The organism is Undibacterium sp. Ji49W, assembly GCF_049340205.1.
Taxonomy (GTDB): Bacteria; Pseudomonadota; Gammaproteobacteria; order Burkholderiales; family Burkholderiaceae_D; genus Undibacterium.
Map to the genome: position 1 here is coordinate 76,492 of NZ_JBMPOW010000005.1, position 20,785 is coordinate 97,276.

The window sequence follows — 20,785 nt, forward strand, 5'->3', positions numbered from 1 at the left end:
TTGCAAATCAGAATTGCAGGCGATAGGCTGATGGCGTCATCGCATACGCGGCCCTGAAGCTGCGGCACAGGTTGGCGTGGCTGGCAAAGCCACAGCTCAGGGCAATTTCCGAGAGTGGCAGTTTGCCTTCCCTGAGCAGACGTGCTGCCAGTTCCACTCTTGCACGTCGCTGGTAATCACCTATGGTCAGGCCGTAGTAGCGTTTGAATTCCCGCGCCAGATGCACAGGATGGTGCCTTACTTCCTGCGCCAGCTGTTCCAGCGTGATACTGTGTTCATAGTGGGTGTTGATATAGTCGCGCGCAGTTTTCAGCCATGCGGGCACGGTGGACGGAGAGCCGCTTTCATGCTCGCGCGCAAATGCGGCAATCAGTTCAAGCGCCAGACCTTCCCTGACCAGGCTGGTATACGGGTCGTCATTCTGCAATTCATGGATGAGCCTGGCACCGAGTTGCAAAAAATGCTGCGAGCGGTGACAGGGGGCCTGATCCAGCCGTATTCCGTGTCCGGCCAGATACTCCAGGGATATCTGGCCAGGTGCAAAAATCAGTTTACGGGCCCCCTTGCTGCCTATTTGTTGTGCATGGGGCGTGGCATCCGGGCATACCAGAAAGTCACCCTGTCCATGCTCAGAAACACGGGAACGTATCGTTTCCTGATAGCTTCCGCCTATGACCAGACAAAACAGGGTTTCGTCGTGCACATGCTCTTGCAGACAGGCACCAGCCTGGTAATGGGATAGATGGATATTCAGCCCAGTGTGCATATCAGGTTCCGCAAAAAATCAGACGCTAAGCCAGGGAAAAACGCTAGTTGCAGGAAAGACAGACAGGTATTTTATCTATAAAGTTCCGTTACCCCATGAGGGGCTTTTGATGGGACGACTGCCATGTGGATGACTATTTTGACGAAGACCAACAAAACCTGCCAGCTTGTTCTGGCTATGGCCTTGATGGCTGCTAGCTGTTCCCTTGCGCATGCTGCACCACTGGTGACAGCTTTTGATGCCCGTGCCTGGCAAGATGATTATGTTTTTTTGAAACAGCAATTGCAAAAGCAGTATGCAAATCTGGCATGGTTTGCCAGCCCGCAGGCTAAAGTCAATCTGCCTCAACTCGATGCGTATACACGCAAGGCGCTGGCGCTGGCAGAAAACGATGAACAGGCGAAAGCAGTACTGCGTAATTTTATCGATGCTTTTCATGACGGGCATTTACGCCTGATTACGCGCTCTTCAAATACTACACCCACACCAGCTAACGCGACAGAGAGTGAACCGCTCGCCGTCGCAATTGAAAACATGGATGTGGAGAACGCCTGTGCAGCCATCGGTGTCGGCTCTACCAGCCGCGTGCCATTTTCATTGCCGCTGGAAAGCCTGCCAGGCTTTGCCCTGTTGTCGGATGGTGCGACACAGGCTTTCCGGGCAGGCATCATCACCACGGAACAGGGCAGCAAACTGGGGGTAGTGCGCATTCCGCGTTTTCGCGAGGCAGAATATCCGGGCTTGTGCGCGCAAGCCTGGAAGACACTGAGCGCTGGCAAGCAAAACATCACTGCAAAACAACTCAGGAATGCAATGGCAGATGCCTGGTTTGAGGTTTTGGCGGCACATCTGGTCCGTATAAAAGCCGCCGGTGTGCAGGCGGTGCTGGTTGATGTGGGCGGGAATGGTGGTGGCAATGATTTTGGCGACTGGAGCGCCAGGTTGTTTACATCCCGTGCCGTATATTCTGCGCCCTTGTTGATGGCCGCAGGCCCGATTGCGCAGGCGTATCTGGAAGAAGAATTACAAGCTATGCGCAAGGCATATGAGGACAGCAAATTTGCCCATACTGCACAGCGCAGCACGATGCAGGCTGCAATCGCCCTGTTTGAAAAAGCCCGGGCAGACATGCCTGCCAGTTCCTGCGACCTGTCCTGGGTATGGCAAGAACAAAGACCTTGGCAGGCAGACGGGTGCGCCAACCTGGCGAAAGTTGGCTTTGCCAGTGGCCCGTATGCCTATCTGCCAACCTCAACGGATACAGAAACCAGCTATGCCAGCCGCATGTACTGGGCTGCCAATGTGGACAAGTACAGAGGTAGTTGGACCGGCCCGGTCTACGTGCTGACTGACCGTGGCGTTGGTTCTGCTGCGGAAGCCTTTGTTGCCATTATGAAAGACAATGCGGTGATAAAAACCATAGGTACGGTCACTGGTGGGTCTGGTTGCGGCAATATGCAAGCTATCAGGCCTATTGTGTTGCCGCATTCCGGACTGAGTTTCCAGGCCCCGGACTGTGTACGCCTGCGCGCCGACGGCAGCGATGAAGTCATGGGTATCACACCAGATTTGCCAATCGACGCCATCACTGGCGAAAGTGAGCGCGCCCGTGCCGCCCGTGTCATCAAAACTATGGAAAGGGACATGTCCGGCATTAATCCTGCACGTTAAACACGGGCACGCTGTTGCTGCTCCAGAATGGGGAAAGTGTATGGGGTACTTATTAAAACACTAAATAAAACACTAAAAATACTGCTTTTGGATGAAGACCGGCAAACTGCCTATACTTGTAACTGAGTTATAAGTTGGTTAGAGTTGGCTAGCGGCGGAATGTTGGCGGTTGCTTCCGCCTGGCGCTCATATTTTGGGGTGCGGATAGTCAACATCATGTTGTACGTATGGATGCTTGCCCCGTGGATGCTAACCTCGCCCTATAGGAATTTCATTCTGGAGCATTCATGTCTGACCCCATCCGTTTCTACTTCCAGGGCCAAATCCAGCAGGTCGGGGATGTGGCACCGACACGTACGCTGTTGCAGCATTTGCGCGAAGACCGCCATTGCACCGGTACCAAGGAAGGTTGTGCCGAAGGGGATTGCGGTGCCTGTACTGTTGTCATCGGTGAAATGAAACAGGGCAAGCTGGAATTACAGTCCGTCAATTCCTGCATACAGTTCTTGCCGACGCTGGATGGCAAGGCCGTGTTTACCGTTGAAGATCTGCAACAGGAAAATGGAGATTTGCATCCCGTGCAGCAAGCACTGGTCGAATGCCATGGCTCGCAATGCGGCTTTTGCACACCCGGGTTTGCCATGTCACTGTGGAGCCTGTACCTGAAAAAAGAAGGCAACACAGTCCCGCCATGCCGTAAGGAAATCGACGAAACCCTGTCAGGTAACCTCTGTCGTTGCACAGGTTATCGCCCAATTATTGATGCGGCAAAGCGCATGGGTGAGTTGCCTGCAGCTAAATTTGACCGCGCTGCCGTCATCAGCGGCCTGCAAGGCTTGCAGCGTGGTGAGATGTTCACTTACAGCGCAGATGGCCAGACTTTCTATGCACCGCGTACGCTGCAACAACTGGCGCAGGTGCGCGCCGAGCAGCCACAGGCGACCATACTTGCCGGGTCCACGGATGTTGGCCTGTGGGTCACCAAGCAAATGCGCGACTTGGGCAATATCATTTATGTGCGCGAAGTCGATGAGCTACAGCACATCAGCGAGGTGAATGGCAAGCTGGAGATAGGGGCTGCCGTGTCGTTGAATGATGCCTATGGCGCTGTCTGCCAGCATTATCCGGATGAACTGACCGAGATGTGGCAGCGCTTTGCCTCGCAATCGATACGCAATACCGGCACTCTGGGTGGCAGTGTCGCCAATGGGTCGCCGATTGGCGATTCTGCACCGTGGATGATTGCCCTCGGGTCAGAAATCGTCTTGCGCAGCGTGCATGGCCAGCGCGTACTCTTGCTGCAAGATTTTTATCTCGACTATATGAAGAAGGATATGCAGCCAGGCGAATTTGTCGAAGCCGTGCGTATCCCTCTGCCAAAAGCCGGGCAGCAATTCCGCACTTATAAACTGGCGAAACGCCATGATCAGGATATCTCTGCCGTTTGTGCAGCCTTTGCCATCACGCTGGATGGTGACATCGTGCGTAATGCACATATCGCTTTTGGTGGCATGGCCGCGACATCGCGCCGCGCACCGCTGGCAGAAGCGGCACTGAACGGCCAGATCTGGAATGAAGCCACATTGAAGCAGGCCATGGCTTTGCTGACACAGGATTACACACCGCTGACCGATATGCGCGCCAGCAATACCTATCGCATGCAGACTGCGCAAAATCTCTTGCGTCGCTTCTGGCTGGAAACCCGGCCCACGGCCCCTTTGACATTGCAGGCCGTGAACGTGTTTGCATCTGTCACTGAATAAACTATAAGCTCAGGAGAAAACATGAATACCCAAACTGAAGCTTTTCTGACAGATAAAAACCAGGCTGGTACGGAAGTAGACTGGGCCGAAGTCGGCAAATCACACCCGCATGAATCGGCAGTTTTGCATGTACTTGGCGAAGCGCGCTACACCGATGACATCCCCGAATTGCAGGGTACCTTGCATGCAGCTTTGGGTTTGTCCAGCAAGGCGCATGCACATATTCTGTCCATGAATTTTGATGCAGTAAAAAGTGCACGCGGCGTGGTGGCGGTATATACCGCCAAGGACATACCCGGCACCAATGATTGTGGCCCCATCATCCATGACGACCCCATCTTGTCTGCGGGCTTGGTGGAATATGTAGGCCAGCCCATTTTCATCGTCGTCGCTGATACGCATGACAACGCCCGCCGCGCAGTGCGCAAGGCCGAAATCGTCTATGAAGAATTACCAGCCATACTGACACCGCAGGAAGCCAGACAAGCCCAGTCTTTCGTCGTGCCACCCATGAATTTGCAGCGAGGTGATGCGCAGGCAGCGTTCGAGAGATCGCCACGCCACGTCAAGGGGGAACTGTATGTGGGCGGGCAAGAACAGTTTTATCTCGAAGGCCAGATTTCTTACGCGATACCCAAAGAAGACAGAGGCATGCTGGTCTTGTGTTCTACCCAGCATCCCAGCGAAATGCAGCACGTGGTTGCGCATGCGCTGGGTGTACACAGCCATAACATCGTGGTTGAATGCCGTCGCATGGGTGGTGGTTTTGGTGGCAAGGAATCACAGTCTGCACTGTGGGCAGCGGCGGCGGCAATTTCTGCCGCCCATCTGAAGCGGCCAGTTAAACTGCGTGCCGACCGTGACGACGACATGATGGTCACCGGCAAGCGTCATTGTTTTTACTATGAATATGAAGTCGGTCATGACGACGAGGGCCGTATCATTGCTGCCAGAGTCGAAATGGTGTCACGTGCCGGTTTTTCTGCTGATCTGTCGGCCCCGGTGGCCACCCGTGCCGTCTGCCATTTCGATAATACCTACTATCTGGGTGATGTGGATATCCGCGCCATGTGCGGCAAGACCAATACCCAGTCGAACACTGCTTTCCGTGGTTTTGGTGGCCCGCAGGGTGCGATAGCGATTGAATACATCATCGATGAAATCGCCCGCAACCTGAACAGGGATGCGCTCGATATCCGCAAAATCAATTTCTATGGCCGTAACGATGCCGAAGGCCGCAATGTCACCCAATATGGGCAGACCATCGTTGATAACATCATTCATGAACTGACGGCTGAACTGGAAATCAGTAGCGATTATCAGCAGCGCCGTGCCGACATCAAAGCCTTCAATGCCCATAGTCCGGTATTGAAGAAAGGCCTGGCCTTTACACCGGTCAAGTTTGGCATTGCCTTCAACGTCACCCATCTGAACCAGGCCGGTGCACTGGTGCACATCTATACCGATGGCTCGGTGCTGGTGAACCATGGTGGTTGTGAAATGGGGCAGGGCGTGAATACCAAGGTATGTCAGGTGGTGGCGCATGAACTGGGGCTGAACCTGGACAAGGTGCGCGCTACCGCCACCGATACCAGCAAGGTCGCCAATACTTCGGCCACCGCAGCGTCTACCGGTGCCGACCTGAACGGCAAGGCGGCACAAAATGCCGCGCATACCCTGCGCCAGCGCCTGGCAGAATTTGCAGTGAAAACCTATGGCGGTGAACCGGCGGACGTGCGCTTTGCAGCGGGCCTGGTCAGCGTCAATGGTCTGGATATTCCGTTTGAAGCACTGGTACAAAAAGCTTACCTGGCGCGGGTGCAATTGTGGTCTGACGGTTTTTATGCGACACCCGGCCTGCATTGGGACCCAAAAACCATGAGCGGCAATCCTTTTTCTTATTTTGCCTATGGTGCTTCGGTATCCGAAGTCATCGTCGATACCCTGACCGGCGAATGGAAACTCTTGCGTGCCGATGCACTGTACGACGCCGGTAATTCACTCAATCCTGCTATCGATATCGGCCAGGTCGAAGGCGCTTTCATCCAGGGCATGGGTTGGCTGACGACGGAAGAATTGTGGTGGAACAAGGGCGGCAAACTGATGACGCATGCGCCTTCGACGTACAAGATACCGGCGATATCGGATTGTCCTGAAGATTTCCGCGTCAGCCTGTACAAGAACAGGAATGTGCAGGACAGCATACACAGGTCCAAGGCCGTGGGTGAACCACCGTTGTTGTTGCCGTTCTCGGTATTTTTTGCGATACGGGATGCGATTGCCAGCGTTGCCGGATATCGCCATAACCCGCCGCTGAATGCACCGGCAACCAGCGAAGCAATCCTGAATGCCATTAACTCTGTCGAGAGCATGGCTGCGGCCGTGCAGACAGCCTGAACCGTGAAACCAGAGTGAGCCTGCCATGTACCATTGGTTAAACGCTATTGCCAGCCAGCCTGCACCAAAGATTCTGGTGACAGTTGCCAGGGTATTGGGTTCTGGTCCGCGTGAACCGGGGGCCAGGATGCTGGTCACGGCGGACGAATTGTTTGACACCATAGGTGGTGGTCATCTGGAAATGAAGGCGACAGAAATTGCCCGCAGCATGTTGGCCATGCCAGAATCTGAGCTGGCCGCACAACGCCGCCTTGAACGGTTTCCGCTTGGCCCCAGTCTGGGTCAGTGTTGCGGTGGGATTGTGCATCTGGCATTTGAACGCGTGCAGGCTGATAGCCTGACGTACCTGAACAAGCTGAACCAGCGCTGGCGCCTGGGGCAGGATAGCTGGCGTTTACTGGCGCTGGACAGCGACCTGCCACCGACGCTATGTGATGCCGATGGCAAGCATCTGGCTGGCCCGGCCTGGCCTGCTGACCTGCCCTTGCAAATCGATCTACAGACACCCTGCCAGGTCTTGACTGACACGGCAGGGCAGCGCTGGTTGCTGGATTCTTGCCTGGCCTACCGCGCCCACCTGATGTTGTTTGGTGCCGGCCATGTCGGTGCGGCCATTGTGCGTGCCCTGGCAGATCTGCCTTGCCGTATCACCTGGGTGGATGAAAGGGAAGATATGTTCCCGACCAGGCTGGCGGCGAATGTCACGGTCGAAGCGACCGATACGCCAGAAGCATTGATCGCTGCTGCTGCACCAGGCACATCCTTCCTGGTCATGACGCATAGTCATGGGCTGGATCAAAAACTGTCCGAACATATTTTGCGACGTCATGACGCGAGCTGGTTTGGTCTCATCGGTTCACAAACCAAGCGCGTGCAGTTTGAACGCCGCCTGCTGGAACGCGGCATACCGGCCGCATGGCTGGATGACATGGTCTGCCCCATAGGCTTGCCCGGCATCCACGGCAAGCAACCAGCCGTGATTGCGGCATCGGTGGTGGCCCAGCTCTTGCAGGTATGGGAAGAGCACGAAATCCGCCAACAAAATGAACTTGGCCGTATGCTTGCGCGCGCAGATGCGCAGGTTGGCCAGCATCTCTCCGTAGCAAATACAGAAAAACTGGCCCCAGATACGTGCCACTTGCTGGCTAAGCGTTAAACTCTCGCTGTTAGCGCTTAGCACCCAATTACACAACTAACTGCGAATGTGATACCAGATCAGTTTGCCTGATTGCTTGATTACGTGATTGTTTGATAAGCAGCAGTCTGGTTTGATTGCGCCTGCAAGACAAGATTTCAGAAAAGACCACAGCATGAGTAGCATTTTATGAGCACCATTTCACCAGACAGCCTGCACCAGCCCGGCCTGCAAGCCTACCGCGCCAGTGTGCTGCATTTTCAGCAAGATCCGGCTTTTCATGAAAAGGCCTGTGCCTGGCATGAAGACGGCCTGTTAATTGTGAACGAGGGAAAAATTCATGCCGCCGGCGACTATGCACAATTGCATGCCAGCCTGCCCGCAGGAACAGAAATTATTGATTACCGTGGCAAGCTCATCGTGCCGGGTTTTATTGATACCCATATCCACTATCCACAAACAGACATGATTGCCTCGCCGGCACCGGGTTTGCTGCCCTGGCTGGAGACGTATACCTTCCCGACTGAACGCCAGTTCGGCGACATCAATCACAGCGCCGATGTGGCACGCTTCTTCCTTGACGAACTGCTGCGCAGCGGTACCACTACCGCCATGGTGTATTGCACCGTGCATCCGGAATCTGTCGAAGCCTTCTTCACCGAAAGTGAAGCCCGCAATCTGCGCATGGTGGCCGGCAAGGTGCTGATGGACAGGCATTGCCCCGAATTTTTACGCGATACCGCAGAAGGCGGCATACGCGACAGCGAGACCCTGCTCAAGAAATGGCATAAACGCGGCCGCCAGTTATATGCGATCACGCCGCGTTTTGCACCAACGTCCAGCGACGCGCAAATGCAACTGGCCGGTGAACTGGCACAAGCCTATCCCGACGCCTTCCTGCAGACCCATGTGGCAGAAAATGCCGACGAAGTGGCCTGGGTCAAAGCCTTGTACCCCAAGGCCCGCAGTTATCTGGATGTGTACGACCAATACGGCATGCTGCGTCCACGCGCCATGTACGGACATTGCATTTGGCTGGATGATGCAGACCGCGCGCGCATGGCAGAAACACAATCGGCAGTGGCGATGTGCCCGACCTCGAATCTCTTTCTCGGTAGTGGCCTGTTCAATTTCGAACGCGCCGATGCCCAGCAGGTCAGCCTGTCACTGGCAACCGATGTGGGGGGCGGCACTTCATTCTCCATGCTGCGCACCATGAATGAAGCCTATAAAATGGCACGCCTTGGTGGCACATATCTGCCTGCCTTGCGCATGTTTTATCTGGCGACATTAGGCGGTGCCCGCAGCATGCAACTGGAAGGCACGATAGGCAATTTCGTCAAGGACGCCGAAGCCGATTTCATCGTCCTCGACCCACAAGCCACACCCTTGCTGGCACGTCGTACAAGTCATACAGAAAGTCTGGATGAATTATTGTTTGCACTGGCCTTGCTGGGCGATGACCGCACTGTACTGGCAACCTATGCAGCGGGCAAATGCGTGCATCAACGCCAGGCGTGAAATCCTGCTGCAACTGACATATGATACTGGCTACTGCATCAATTTGAATCGCCCGTATTTTCATAAGGACACATCATGCCCACCATCAATGTACAAATGTTTGAAGGCCGCACGCTGGAACAAAAGCGTGCCTTTGTCAAAGCAGTGACCGAAGCCAGTTGCCAGACTTTGGGTTGTTCGGCAGAGGCGGTGGATATTGTTATCCAGGAAGTGAAGCGGGAGGATTGGGCGTCAGGGGGGATTTTGTGGGCTGACAAGAAGTGAGGGGTGGTTTCTTTTTCTTGAGCAGTGTTCTGATTGAAATGATTGTTCTTCGCAGACGCGAATTTGATCCCGGTTGATCAACGGCAATCACAAATTCGTCGCTCCAGCGAAGGCTGGAGCCCAGAGGCGTTTGTTGCATGCCGTACTTTGATTAAAAGATTGCCCTTCGTAGACGCAAGCCGGGTCTCGGCCCGGCGGCCGAATTCCTTTCTTTGCTTCGCCAAAGAAAGGAATCAAAGAAAGGCGACCGCAGACTCGCTCCCTACGGGAGTGCCCATTTATGTAGTGCAAAAAATGGGAAGGTCCGCAACTCGCTTCCCTTGCAGGGCGCACAATCGCTTGCAGGCGATTGCCGTTACGCAGGCGTGGTGCATGCACCACGAAACCCCTGCTACACCTCAAACATCGGACCTTCTTTTTCCATTTTCTGCACTACACAAATGGCTTCGTCCCAAGCGGATTAAGTTCAAAAGCAGAGTCAAAAGCAACAACAACCCCAACGTCAAAAACAACTACAACCCCCACACAATCGTTAATTGACGGCATTCAAATAAATATGAATGAGGATGTATTGACGCTGGTTTTGACTTTGTTGTTGTTCTTGATTTTGGAGTTGTTGTTGAAGTTGTAGTTGTTTTTGACGTCAATCCGCTTGGGACGATGTAATTTGTGCATCACAGAAAATGGATCAGAAAGCTTCGTGTTTGAGCGAAGCGAGTTTCGAAGCTTTCCCATTTTTTGTGATGCACAAATTATGCTGAAGCGTAGCGTAAGCACCCGAAGGGCGAGTCTGCGGTCGCCTTTCTTTGAATACGTTCTTTGGCGAAGCAAAGAAAGTATTTCGGCCGCCGGGCCGAGACCCGGCTTGTGTCCACGGAGGGCAATCTTTTAATCAAAGTACGGCAGACAACGAACGCCGCTAGGCTCCAGCCTACGCTGGAGCGACGAATTTATGATTGCCGTTGATCGACCGGAATCAAATTCGCTTCTGCGAAGGGCAATCGCTTTAATCAACAGCACGGTATGCCACGACAGACAAGTACGGCACACAACGAACGCCGCTAGGCTCCAGCCTTCGCTGGAGCGACGAATTTATGATTGCCGTTGATTGACCGGGATCAAATTCGCTTCTACGAAGGGCAATCGCTTTAATAACGACTCAAGCATGCAACGAACCCCACTGGAGCGCCAGTCCGGTAGATTCCAGCCTTCGCTGGAGCGACGACATGGTGATTGCCGCTAAGTGTCTACGACAATTCAAACGTGCGGCATCATTATGCTCCCTACAGATCCACCGACACCCCGACAGGCCACTTGACTGCGGTAATAACACTGTCACACAGACTCGTTAAGCTCTCGGCAGTTTATTTCCACGAATAAATATTTCATTGAAAAAAATTCATTGAACAAGTCTCATGGAAATTGTCGCCGATTCTTACCATACCTGAAAAGTACCGATGAACATCAAACGTAGCCAAATTGCCAGCGCCGCAGCGTTTTGCGCCTGCAATGCATTGATCAATGCTCATGCACAGAATACCTCCGCGCAAGCTGCACAAATTGCCAGTGCCACTGATACGCCGCAAGCGGTGGTCGTGACCGGTACACGGGTCAGTAACCGTACCCAGTTTGATACGCTGGCACCGGTCGATGTCTTCAGCCGTGAAGATATTGCTTCCGTCGAATCGTCGGATCTGAACGATGTACTGGCACAACTGGTGCCATCCTACGTGGTGCAGCGTTTGCCTATGGCTGATGGCCAGGTATTCGTGCGTCCAGCTACCCTGCGTGGGCTGTCGCCGGACCAGACGCTGGTGCTGGTCAATGGTCGCCGTTTCCACCGCAGTGCGCTGCTTGGTTCACGCGGGGCACAGGCGGCTGATCTGGCGCAGATACCGACCAGTGCGATCAAACGTATTGAGGTATTGCGTGATGGCGCATCGGCACAGTATGGTTCAGATGCCATCGCTGGCGTCATCAATATCATTCTTGACGATACGCCGGGTACAGAAATAACAGCGCAGCATTCACAATATGGCGAAGGTGACGGCAAGTCCAATGAAGTGCGTTTCAAGCATGGCTTTGCATTCGGAGATAACCGCGTGCTGGTGTTTGCCGAAGCCATGCAATCTGACCCAACCTCGCGTACCCGCCAGCGTGCGGATGCGATTGCATTGCAGGCAGCGCATCCCGAATTGAAGGTGCCAAATCCTGTACAGCGCTGGGGCCAGCCTGACCTCAAGAGTCAGCGTATAGGTTATAACTCCAGCTTCAATCTGGGCGGTGAAACCGTGTTGTATAGCTACGGTCTGCTGGCACATAGCGATGGCACGTCCGACTTCAATTGGCGTAATCCGGATACCAGCACCACGGTGTACAAAACCAGTACGGTGTTTCCAGGCTGGGATGTACGCAGCATTTATCCAACTGGCTTTAGCCCGCAGTACAGCAATGAGCAAAACGATGTGCATTTGCTCGCCGGCCTGCGTGGCCGTTTCAGTGATGAGCTGGCGTGGGATGTCAGTGCTTCTTATGGCCGCAATGCCATCGACTACAGCATGAGCAATTCCATCAATGCCTCCATGGGGCCACTCAGCCCGACTGCATTTTACCTGGGGCGCCTGACGCAGGAAGAAAAACTGCTCAATGCCAATTTCAATTACGAATGGCGCATGGCAGCACTGGCGCAGCCTGTCAACCTTGCCTTTGGTGCCGAGTTCCGTAATGAAACCTACAAAGTACGCGCCGGTGATGTCGCCTCGTACACCGTAGGTCCGGGTGCTGCGATTGGTCTGGATGCCAACTCCAACGGCGCACCAGGCTTTAGTGATCGTCAGGCTGGCAAATGGGGTCAGGACAGTTATGCGGCTTACCTTGATATCGAAGCACCCGTGAGCAAAAGCTTCACTCTCGGTGCAGCATTGCGTTATGAAAATTTTTCTGAATTTGGTAATACCACCAATGGCAAACTGTCGGCACGTTATGCAGTGACACCCGACTTCGCCATTCGTGGTTCTTACTCGACTGGTTTCCGTGCTCCTACACCCGGGCAACTCAACACCAACAGCACTACGCAGGGTCTCGATACCAAGACCTTGCTGGTGTTCACCAGTGGCCGTTTATCGAATACCGATCCGTTGGCCATCGCCCTCGGTGCCAAGCCGCTCAAGCCGGAAGAATCGAAAAACCTGTCACTGGGTGTAACGTGGAAGACGGCACTGGGTCTGTCTGGTTCGGTCGATTTTTATGACATCAAACTGAGTGACCGCTTCAGTACATCGGCATCGTTTGCAGTACCGGCAGGTGTTGCCAATCCCTTGCGCTATACATCCATTAACTACTTCACCAATGATTTCGACACCACTACACGCGGTATCGACGTGGTTGGCAATTACCTGACGCTGATTGGTAGAGACAAACTGAACTTCACGCTGGCATACAATTACAACCGTACCACAGTTGATGGTGGCAGATCGAGTATTGCCACCAACAGCAGCCAGCGCACCATATTCGAAGAACGCCTGCCGCGCCAGAAGGCAACACTGAGCACCACTTATGATACCAATTCATGGAGTGCTTTGGCGCGGGTGCGCTATTATGGTGCCTGGACTGACAGCACAGGTAATGCCACTGGTGACATCTTCCAGCGTTTTGGTGCGATGCATTTCTTTGACCTGGCGGGCAGCTACAAGATCACGCCCAAGCAGTCGCTGCGTTTCGGTATTGACAATGTATTCAACAAGTATCCGGACGAAGCCGTGTTTCAGGCCAGCCGTGGCCTGATTTACTCGCGCAACGCACCTTACGATACAGATGGTCGCAATCTTTACATCGACTATACGGTGAAGTTTTGAAACAGCCTGATCCAAAACGTCGCGCCTGGCTGCGCGCCGCAGCTTTGATGCCACTGGTACCGGCCAGCGCGCAGGCAGCAATGCCGTCGCGCCCGGCGCTGTTGCCAACGGCACTGGCGACCGATGCCGCTTACTGGAATGCCGTTGCGTCCATGTACGACATCACTGACGAAGTGGTGATGCTTGACAATGGTTATTGGGGATCAATGGCACGGCCCGTGCTGGAAACCTACCAGCGTCACACCGCCAGCGTCAATCGCAGCAACGCCTATTATGGCCGGGCACAGTTTCCTGCCGACTTTGAAGCAGCGCGCGCCAGGACTGCTGCAGCGCTGGGTGTCGGCACTGATGAAATCGTCTTCACGCGCGGTGCCACCGAAGCCTTGCTGGCACTGATAGGTGGTTACAATCGCTTGCGTCCTGGTGATGTGGTGTTATGTGCCGATGTCGATTACGACAACATGATCAAGGGCATGCACTGGCTGAAGGAAAGACGTGGCGTCGAGGTCGTGTCGATTTCCATGCCGGAGCCGGCCACGTATCAGTCGCTGATTGATTGCTATGCCCAGGCGATGGCGCGCTACCCAAAACTGCGCATGATGCTGCTGACGCATGTCAATCATCGCAACGGCATGGTGCTGCCGGTGGCCGAGATCAGCCGCATGGCACGCGAGCGTGGCATTGACACCATTGTTGATACAGCGCACGGTTTCGGCCAGCTGGACATGCGTATCCCTGATCTTCAGGCCGATTTTGTTGGAATAAATCTGCATAAATGGATAGGTGCACCGGTAGGCGTAGGCGCGGTGTATATCAGGCGTGGCCGGGTACGCGATATTGACCCTTACATGGGCGAGACCAATGGCGACGATATCAATACCCGTGTGCATACCGGTACCATCAACTTTGCGGCTTACCTTAGTTTGCCAGCAGCATTTTCCCTGCATGATGAGATCGGTGTCGTCAACAAGCAGGCCAGGCTGCACCGCCTGCGTAACCGCTGGGTGGATGCAGTGCGAGGGATAGCCGGTATCGATCTACTGGCCTCATCCGATCCGCGCCTGACCAGCGCGATTGCATCGTTCCGCCTGCGTGGACGTCACTCTGTGGCTGATAATGTCACCCTGGCGAAGCGATTGCTGCAAGAACATCAGGTGTTCACGGTCATGCGCAATGGGCTGGCGTCTGGTGCCTGTGTGCGTGTGACGCCATCCATCTTTACCTCTGAGGCGCAGATGGATCGTCTGGCGGCGGCATTGAAGGTTGTTGCTGCCTGATTGGTTTTGCTTCGTGTGTTGGACAAAGCCTGGAGAGGGAACTCGGCCGCAGGGCCGGGTTCCATTATCACCTATCACCCATCACCCATTACCTTAGCCCAGCAAATCCACCAGACTGCGCGCTACCACCTTGGTCGCCTTGCGCAAATCTTCCAGGTTCAATCTTTCATCGGCGCGCTTGGCATGCGACTCCAGCACCGTGCGTGGTCCCGCACCATAGATGACGCCGGGAATACCCACTTCTGAAAACAGGCGCACGTCGGTATATAACGGTGTGCCCAATGCAGGTATCGCTTCGCCAAACACTTCACCACCATGCTTTTGTATCGCTTCCACCAGCGGCGTATTGCCGGGCAGGGGGCGCATGGAGTTGGCCAGCAGCAGGCGTTTGATATCGACGCTGATGCCGGGCAGGTCGTTGGCGGTGTCGGTGATGAGCTGGCGCAGGGTGGCTTCCACTTCTGCCGGATTTTCTTCCGGGATCATGCGGCGGTCCAGCTTGAAAGTGACGCGACCAGGGATGACATTGGTATTGGTACCGCCTTCTATCGTGCCCACATTCAGGTAAGGGTGGGTAATGCCTTCCACTTTCGACGTCACCTGTTTGTACAGCGTGTTTTGCGCATACAGGGCGTTCAGAATCTTGACAGCAGCCTGTAGCGCATCAACACCAGAATCCGGGATTGCTGCGTGCGCCATCTTGCCGTGTACCGTCACTTCCATTTGCAGACAACCATTATGGGCAGTGATGACCTGGTAAGAAAAACCGGCGGCGATCATCAGATCAGGCTTGATCAGATTGTGTTTCAACATCCAGCCGGGGCCGACCTCACCACCGAATTCTTCATCATAAGTAAATAACAATTCCAGCGTACCTGCCTTGGGTTGAACAACGGCTTCCAGCGCGCGCAGGGCAAAAGTGTAGGTAGAAAAGTCAGATTTGCTGACAGCAGTCGCACGGCCATAGATGTTGCCGTTTTCTATTTCACCGCCATACGGGGCCTTGGTCCAGCCTTCACCGGGTGGCACTACATCGCCATGGGCATTCAGCAAGATGGTCTTGCCAGGACCATACACACGGCGTACCAGCAGGTTGGTAATGCTTTGCAGGCCAGCGGCTTTGACTTCACCGTCGGGGACCACGTGTTTTTCTGCGGTGATACCCATGTCCTGCAACAGATCGGCAGTGCGGTCTGCATGTGGGGCATTGTTGCCGGGCGGGGTGTCGGTGGGCACGCGTACCAGTTCTTGCAGGAATTTAACCTGTTCATCAAAATGGGCGTCGATCCAGGCGTCGAGTTGTTGGTAGTGATTCATTGAGCTTGCTTTCTATTGTGCTGACTTGTGCTGACGTATTGCCGGGCTTATTGTCGGGCTTATCTGGCACCGGCCTGAAACCAGGCACCGATGACGGCGCGTTCGTCTTCAGTCATTTGCGTCAAATTCCCTATGGGCATGGCTTTTAACTGCACAGCTTGCATATTCACCTTGACGGCGTTCTGATGTATCAGTTCAGCAGTGTCGAGCCGGATACCCGCTGGTGCGGCGGCAAAACCGGGCTGTGTCGGTGCTGTCGCGTGGCAGGTGGCACAGCGCTGACTGATGATGGATTGTACTTTGGCAAACTGGCTTGCTGCGGCATCCGGGGCCGTCGCTACGGCTTGCGCTGCCGGTGGTTTGGGGGCGATGGCAATCGCTACTGCCAGCAACAAGACCACGCCAACGGCAGGGTAAGCCCAGTTGGTAATGCCCTTGTGGCGCAGGTTGAAAAAATGACGTATGGACACGCCCGCAGCCATGATGACGGCCAGCACCAGCCAGTTATAGGCATGGTTATAGGTCATCGCATAGTGGTTGCTGATCATGATGAACAGCACCGGCAATGTGAAGTAATTATTGTGGACGCTGCGTTGTTTGCCCTTCTGGCCGTGTATGCGGTCTGGCGATTTGCCCTGTTTCATGGCTTCGACCAGCTTGCGCTGGCCGGGGATGATCAGCATGAGCACATTGCCAACCATCATCGTGCCCATCATGGCACCGACATGGATGTAGGCAGCACGTCCGCTGAGCAATTTGGACAATACGAAGGCCACGGCAACAATAAATACAAACATGACGATGCCGAGCAGGCCATCGCGCTTGCCCAGGGGGGAACGGCACAACAGGTCGTACACGGTCCAGCCCACCAGCAGGGTGCCCAGACCTATACCTACGGCTTGCCAGTTGGACAGGTCGGCGACAGACTTGTCTATCATCATCGCCGATGCATTGAAGTAATACACGATAAACAACATCGCGAAGCCTGATAGCCAGGTGGAATAGGCTTCCCATTTGAACCAGTGCAGTTCTTCCGGCAGTTCCTTGGGGGCGACCAGGTATTTTTGTGGATTATAAAAACCGCCACCATGCACGGCCCACAGTTCGCCGGAAACGCCCTTGCTGGCCAGATCAGAACCGGGCTTGGGTGGGCGGATGGTGTTATCCAGCCAGACGAAGTAGAAGGAGGCGCCGATCCAGGCGATGCCGGTGATCAGGTGCAGCCAGCGCACGATCAGGTTCAGCCACTCTGTGCCATACGCAAGTAAAAAAGCTTCCATGTGTTCTCTCATGTTTGAAGCTCGTCTGCCTCCGCGGGCTCTTCAGACGAGAGGGATAAAAAATCCCAAAGTGGTCGCGAACCATGACAGCTCCGCTGCGACCAGGACAATGACTTCCAGAAACGTCATTTTTGTTTACGAATTTAACACCGAAAAACCACAGTTGTTCTTTAGTTGTTCTTTATTTACAGCAGATTTCACTATGGCCGCCTGCCGACTTTTGGTCGGCGAGGGCAATAGGAAAAAACTTGAGGATGTTTATCAACAATAAACTTTTTCCCAGCAAACTATATAGACAACACAGTATAGTAAAAATACGGATTTCCATATAGGCAAGTGCCTGCGAGGCTAATGCTTCATCACATCATCAATTAACTACCCCGGTAGGTCGAATACGCCCACGGTGATACTACCAATGGCACATGGTAATTCTGGCTCGCATCTGCCACGCCAAATGCCAGGGTCACGCGGTCTATGAACTTGGGGCTGGGCAGCTCCACACCCTGTTTATCGAAGTAGTCACCAGCGGCAAAGACCAGTTCGTACTGGCCGGGTTTCAGGCTGTCGCCTTCCAGCAGGGGCGCATTGCAGCGGCCATCATGGTTGGTGACCTCGGTTTTCAGCAAGGTCTTCTGGCCTGCTTCAACCGCGTACAAGGCCACCTGCACACCCGCACCGGGTTTGCCTATGCTGATATCGAGCACATGTGTACTGAGCTTTCCCATCGTGAACTCCTATATTGATGTCTTGAAATACGCTATCAGCCAAATCTTATACTCCCGGCAGTCTATCAATATACTATCGAAGATATATAGATCATGAAGATGGCATGAAGTCAGAAATGCGTTGCTGTGTCTGAATTGTGCGGAGTTGCGTTCATGCTACATGATCATGCCTGGATAATATCCGTGCCCATTTTCAACATTTAGCCAAGGCTGAGCGATGACGACTACCACCCTGGACCATCTGAACCATCTGAACAACTGCACGGCGGCGGATTTTGTGCAAATTTTGCATGGTATCTATGAGCATTCCCCCTGGATACCGGAAAGAGCCGCCACACACAGACCTTACACCAGCATCGCCGCACTGAAACTGGCCTTGCAAACCGTGGTCACCGCAGCGACGCAAGATGAACAACTGGGCCTGATACGCGCCCATCCGGAACTGGCGGGCAAAGCAGCCATAGCAGGGGAACTGACCAAGGAATCAACGGGTGAACAGGCCAAGGCCGGTTTAAACAACTGTAGCCCGGAAGAATTCGCCACCCTGCATCAGTTGAATGCTGATTACAACAGCAAGTTTGGCTTCCCCTTCATCCTGGCCGTCAAAGGGCCGGATGGCAAGGGTTTTACCAGACAGGCCATCATTGCCACCTTCCAGCGCCGGTTTAAAAACCAGCGCGAAGATGAAATGGCAGAATGCCTGCGCCAGATAGGCCGCATCGCTGAACTGCGTCTGAATGATTTGCTGGGCCATACACTGCAATTCGGCCCAGCCATCATGGAATGGTCAGAAACCCTGGCAAGCTGGAGCGATGATGCCGACGGCCTGACCTGCGCCTATATGACGCCCGCGCACCAGAAAACCGCAGGCCAATTGGCGACCTGGATGCGCGAAGCCGGCATGCAGGTGCACATTGATGCCGTAGGCAATGTGGTGGGGCGCTATCTGTCTGACGTGCCGGATGCCAAGACCCTCATGACCGGGTCCCACTATGACACCGTATGCAATGGCGGTAAATATGACGGGCGTGAAGGCATATTGCTACCTATCGCCATCATCAGATACTTGCATGAAAGAGCGGAGAAACTGCCTTTCCATGTGGAAGTCATCGGCTTTTCCGAAGAAGAAGGTGTGCGCTATAAAAGCACCTTCCTCGGCAGTAACGCCATCATCGGCCAGTTTGACCTGGCCTTGCTGGACAAAACAGATGTTGCCGGCATCAGCATGCGCGATGCCCTGACAGCTGCCGGACATGATGGCGGCCAGATCCCCGCCATAGCGCGTGATCCGGCACAGATACTGGGATTTGTTGAAGTGCATATAGAACAGGGACCGGTCTTGCTGGGGCGTGACCTGCCTGTGGGCATAGTTACTTCAATTGCCGGTAGCTGCCGTTATCAGGTACAACTGCAGGGCGTGGCCAGCCATGCCGGTACCACACCCATGCATATGCGCAAGGATGCCGCTGCCGCTGCGGCAGAAATCATCCTGTACGTGGAACAGCGTTGTGCCAACGGGACATCCCTGGTGGGCACCGTGGGGCAATTGCAGGTACCGCATGGTTCGGTGAATGTGATACCCGGTGCCTGCAATCTGTCGCTGGATATACGTGCTGCCGATGATGCCCTGCGTGACGCTGCTGTGAATGACATCCTGGCGCATATCACAACCGTCTGTCAGCGCCGCAATATCGAAGTCAATGTCGTCAGGGCAGTGGCTGCCCCGGCTGCCCCCTGCGCACCCTGGCTGATGCAGCAACTGGCTGCCGCCACGCAAAGAGCGGGTTTGCCAGCTTTTGAATTGCCCTCAGGGGCAGGACATGATGCCATGGCCATCGCCAGGATGACGGATGTGGCCATGCTGTTTACCCGCTGTGGTAATGGTGGCATCAGCCACAATCCGCTGGAAACCATGACTGCCGATGACGCTGAAGTATCGGCGCAGATCTTGCTGGATTTTTTGCGGAACTTTAAGGCAAAAGTTTAAATGTTCACTATGCGGCAATTGCTTTGCGTAGCTCGGTTTTTTCTTGTTCGGTAAAATCCAGCACGGTCAGTTGTTCATCCAGCAGGATGAGGTGATTGGTTTCCGGAACCTCGACCGCCAATGCCAGAGCCTGCTGTTCAGACAGAAATAGCGGGCGCTCTTTTTTGCGCATGAAGTTACTATGTTCTTTCTTGATGCCACCGATATGGGTTTCAAAGCTAACGCTGCGCTCGTTTTCAATTTTGGTGACGCCGACCAGTATCGGTTTCAGTACCAGTTTGTGTTTAATAATGCTGCGCAGTTTGTAGTCTTGCCAGGCAACCAAAAAACTGCTGACAAAAAGCGCACCAAATATCAGGCCAACGACCAGTATCATCAGAAAGCGATTGGTAATATGTTCGGTCGCCATTGATGTGGTAATCATCGACGGGTCTTTTCTGTATCTGAGTACTTCGGTTTTCATCGAAGGGCTGAAACTGACAAACCAGAAACTGTGTTCGATTTCCTTGATGGTACTGTCTCCCGGTGTGGCCAGGTATCGGATCTTGACATCACAATCAACAAAAATGAATTTTCGTGTTTTGCATGAACCATGTAGTTCAGATTGCGTGTCTATAACAGGGTCTTTGGATACCTTATAGTCATAGACCAGATCTGGCACCATGAAGTACGCGATCACCGCCGTTAGGGCCACAAATAGCAAGCCCAGACCTATACTGATCAGCAGGTTCTGCTTGCCAGTGGCAAGTACAGACATGCGGCGTTTAGGGAAGGCGGAGGTAACGCTGGCGAAATGATCAGTCGCAGTTGTGGACATGTTGTGGGTTC

General features: G+C 54.0%; 14 protein-coding genes. 9 read left to right on the forward strand and 5 right to left on the reverse strand.

Annotated features, from left to right (window positions below; all coding sequences use genetic code 11):
- Window positions 1-7: 7 nt before the first annotated feature.
- Window positions 8-766 carry a helix-turn-helix domain-containing protein gene (locus ACO0LK_RS07620; RefSeq protein WP_422973739.1) on the reverse strand — a complete coding sequence of 253 codons (759 nt, stop codon included), beginning with the start codon at window positions 764-766 and terminating at the stop codon, window positions 8-10.
- A gap of 123 nt (window positions 767-889) precedes the next feature.
- Here ACO0LK_RS07620 and ACO0LK_RS07625 point away from each other — a divergent pair, with 123 nt between their 5' ends.
- The 8 genes from ACO0LK_RS07625 (at window position 890) to ACO0LK_RS07660 (ending at window position 14,648) form a co-directional block, all read left to right on the forward strand.
- Window positions 890-2,437, forward strand: coding sequence for a S41 family peptidase (locus tag ACO0LK_RS07625; RefSeq protein WP_422973741.1), 1,548 nt, complete (start codon window positions 890-892; stop codon window positions 2,435-2,437).
- A 287-nt stretch (window positions 2,438-2,724) separates the two neighbouring features.
- Window positions 2,725-4,200 (forward strand): xanthine dehydrogenase small subunit, encoded by a 1,476-nt coding sequence (gene xdhA, locus ACO0LK_RS07630; RefSeq protein WP_422973743.1) that lies wholly within the window; start codon window positions 2,725-2,727, stop codon window positions 4,198-4,200.
- 21 nt (window positions 4,201-4,221) lie between these two features.
- Entirely contained in the window at window positions 4,222-6,597 is a 2,376-nt protein-coding gene (gene xdhB / locus ACO0LK_RS07635) for a xanthine dehydrogenase molybdopterin binding subunit (protein ID WP_422973745.1), read from the forward strand.
- Window positions 6,598-6,622: 25 nt separating this feature from the next.
- Window positions 6,623-7,753, forward strand: coding sequence for a xanthine dehydrogenase accessory protein XdhC (gene xdhC / locus ACO0LK_RS07640; RefSeq protein WP_422973747.1), 1,131 nt, complete (start codon window positions 6,623-6,625; stop codon window positions 7,751-7,753).
- A 168-nt stretch (window positions 7,754-7,921) separates the two neighbouring features.
- Window positions 7,922-9,253: a guanine deaminase gene (guaD, locus tag ACO0LK_RS07645; protein WP_422973749.1), complete on the forward strand. Its 1,332-nt coding sequence runs from the start codon at window positions 7,922-7,924 to the stop codon at window positions 9,251-9,253.
- 75 nt (window positions 9,254-9,328) lie between these two features.
- Window positions 9,329-9,517 (forward strand): 4-oxalocrotonate tautomerase, encoded by a 189-nt coding sequence (locus tag ACO0LK_RS07650; protein ID WP_422973751.1) that lies wholly within the window; start codon window positions 9,329-9,331, stop codon window positions 9,515-9,517.
- 1,457 nt (window positions 9,518-10,974) lie between these two features.
- On the forward strand, window positions 10,975-13,371 hold the full coding sequence (locus tag ACO0LK_RS07655; RefSeq protein ID WP_422973753.1) for a TonB-dependent receptor plug domain-containing protein: 2,397 nt from the start codon (window positions 10,975-10,977) through the stop codon (window positions 13,369-13,371).
- Window positions 13,368-14,648 carry an aminotransferase class V-fold PLP-dependent enzyme gene (locus ACO0LK_RS07660; protein WP_422973755.1) on the forward strand — a complete coding sequence of 427 codons (1,281 nt, stop codon included), beginning with the start codon at window positions 13,368-13,370 and terminating at the stop codon, window positions 14,646-14,648. The genes ACO0LK_RS07655 and ACO0LK_RS07660 overlap by 4 nt, the downstream gene beginning before the upstream one ends.
- Before the next feature lie 93 nt (window positions 14,649-14,741).
- Here the strand turns inward: ACO0LK_RS07660 and ACO0LK_RS07665 are convergent, their stop codons facing one another.
- The 3 genes from ACO0LK_RS07665 to uraH form a co-directional block, all read right to left on the reverse strand.
- Complete coding sequence (locus tag ACO0LK_RS07665; protein WP_422973757.1) at window positions 14,742-15,965, reverse strand: M20 family metallopeptidase; 1,224 nt, start codon at window positions 15,963-15,965, stop codon at window positions 14,742-14,744.
- A 59-nt stretch (window positions 15,966-16,024) separates the two neighbouring features.
- Entirely contained in the window at window positions 16,025-17,245 is a 1,221-nt protein-coding gene (locus tag ACO0LK_RS07670; RefSeq protein WP_422973759.1) for a urate hydroxylase PuuD, read from the reverse strand.
- Between the two features lie 371 nt (window positions 17,246-17,616).
- On the reverse strand, window positions 17,617-17,970 hold the full coding sequence (gene uraH / locus ACO0LK_RS07675) for a hydroxyisourate hydrolase (RefSeq protein ID WP_422973761.1): 354 nt from the start codon (window positions 17,968-17,970) through the stop codon (window positions 17,617-17,619).
- Between the two features lie 217 nt (window positions 17,971-18,187).
- Between uraH and ACO0LK_RS07680 the strand changes: the two genes are divergently transcribed.
- A complete protein-coding gene (locus ACO0LK_RS07680; RefSeq protein ID WP_422973763.1) occupies window positions 18,188-19,957 on the forward strand; it encodes an allantoate amidohydrolase in 1,770 nt (589 codons plus the stop codon).
- A gap of 7 nt (window positions 19,958-19,964) precedes the next feature.
- Here the strand turns inward: ACO0LK_RS07680 and ACO0LK_RS07685 are convergent, their stop codons facing one another.
- Window positions 19,965-20,774, reverse strand: coding sequence for a hypothetical protein (locus tag ACO0LK_RS07685; RefSeq protein WP_422973765.1), 810 nt, complete (start codon window positions 20,772-20,774; stop codon window positions 19,965-19,967).
- Between the last annotated feature and the right edge of the window lie 11 nt (window positions 20,775-20,785).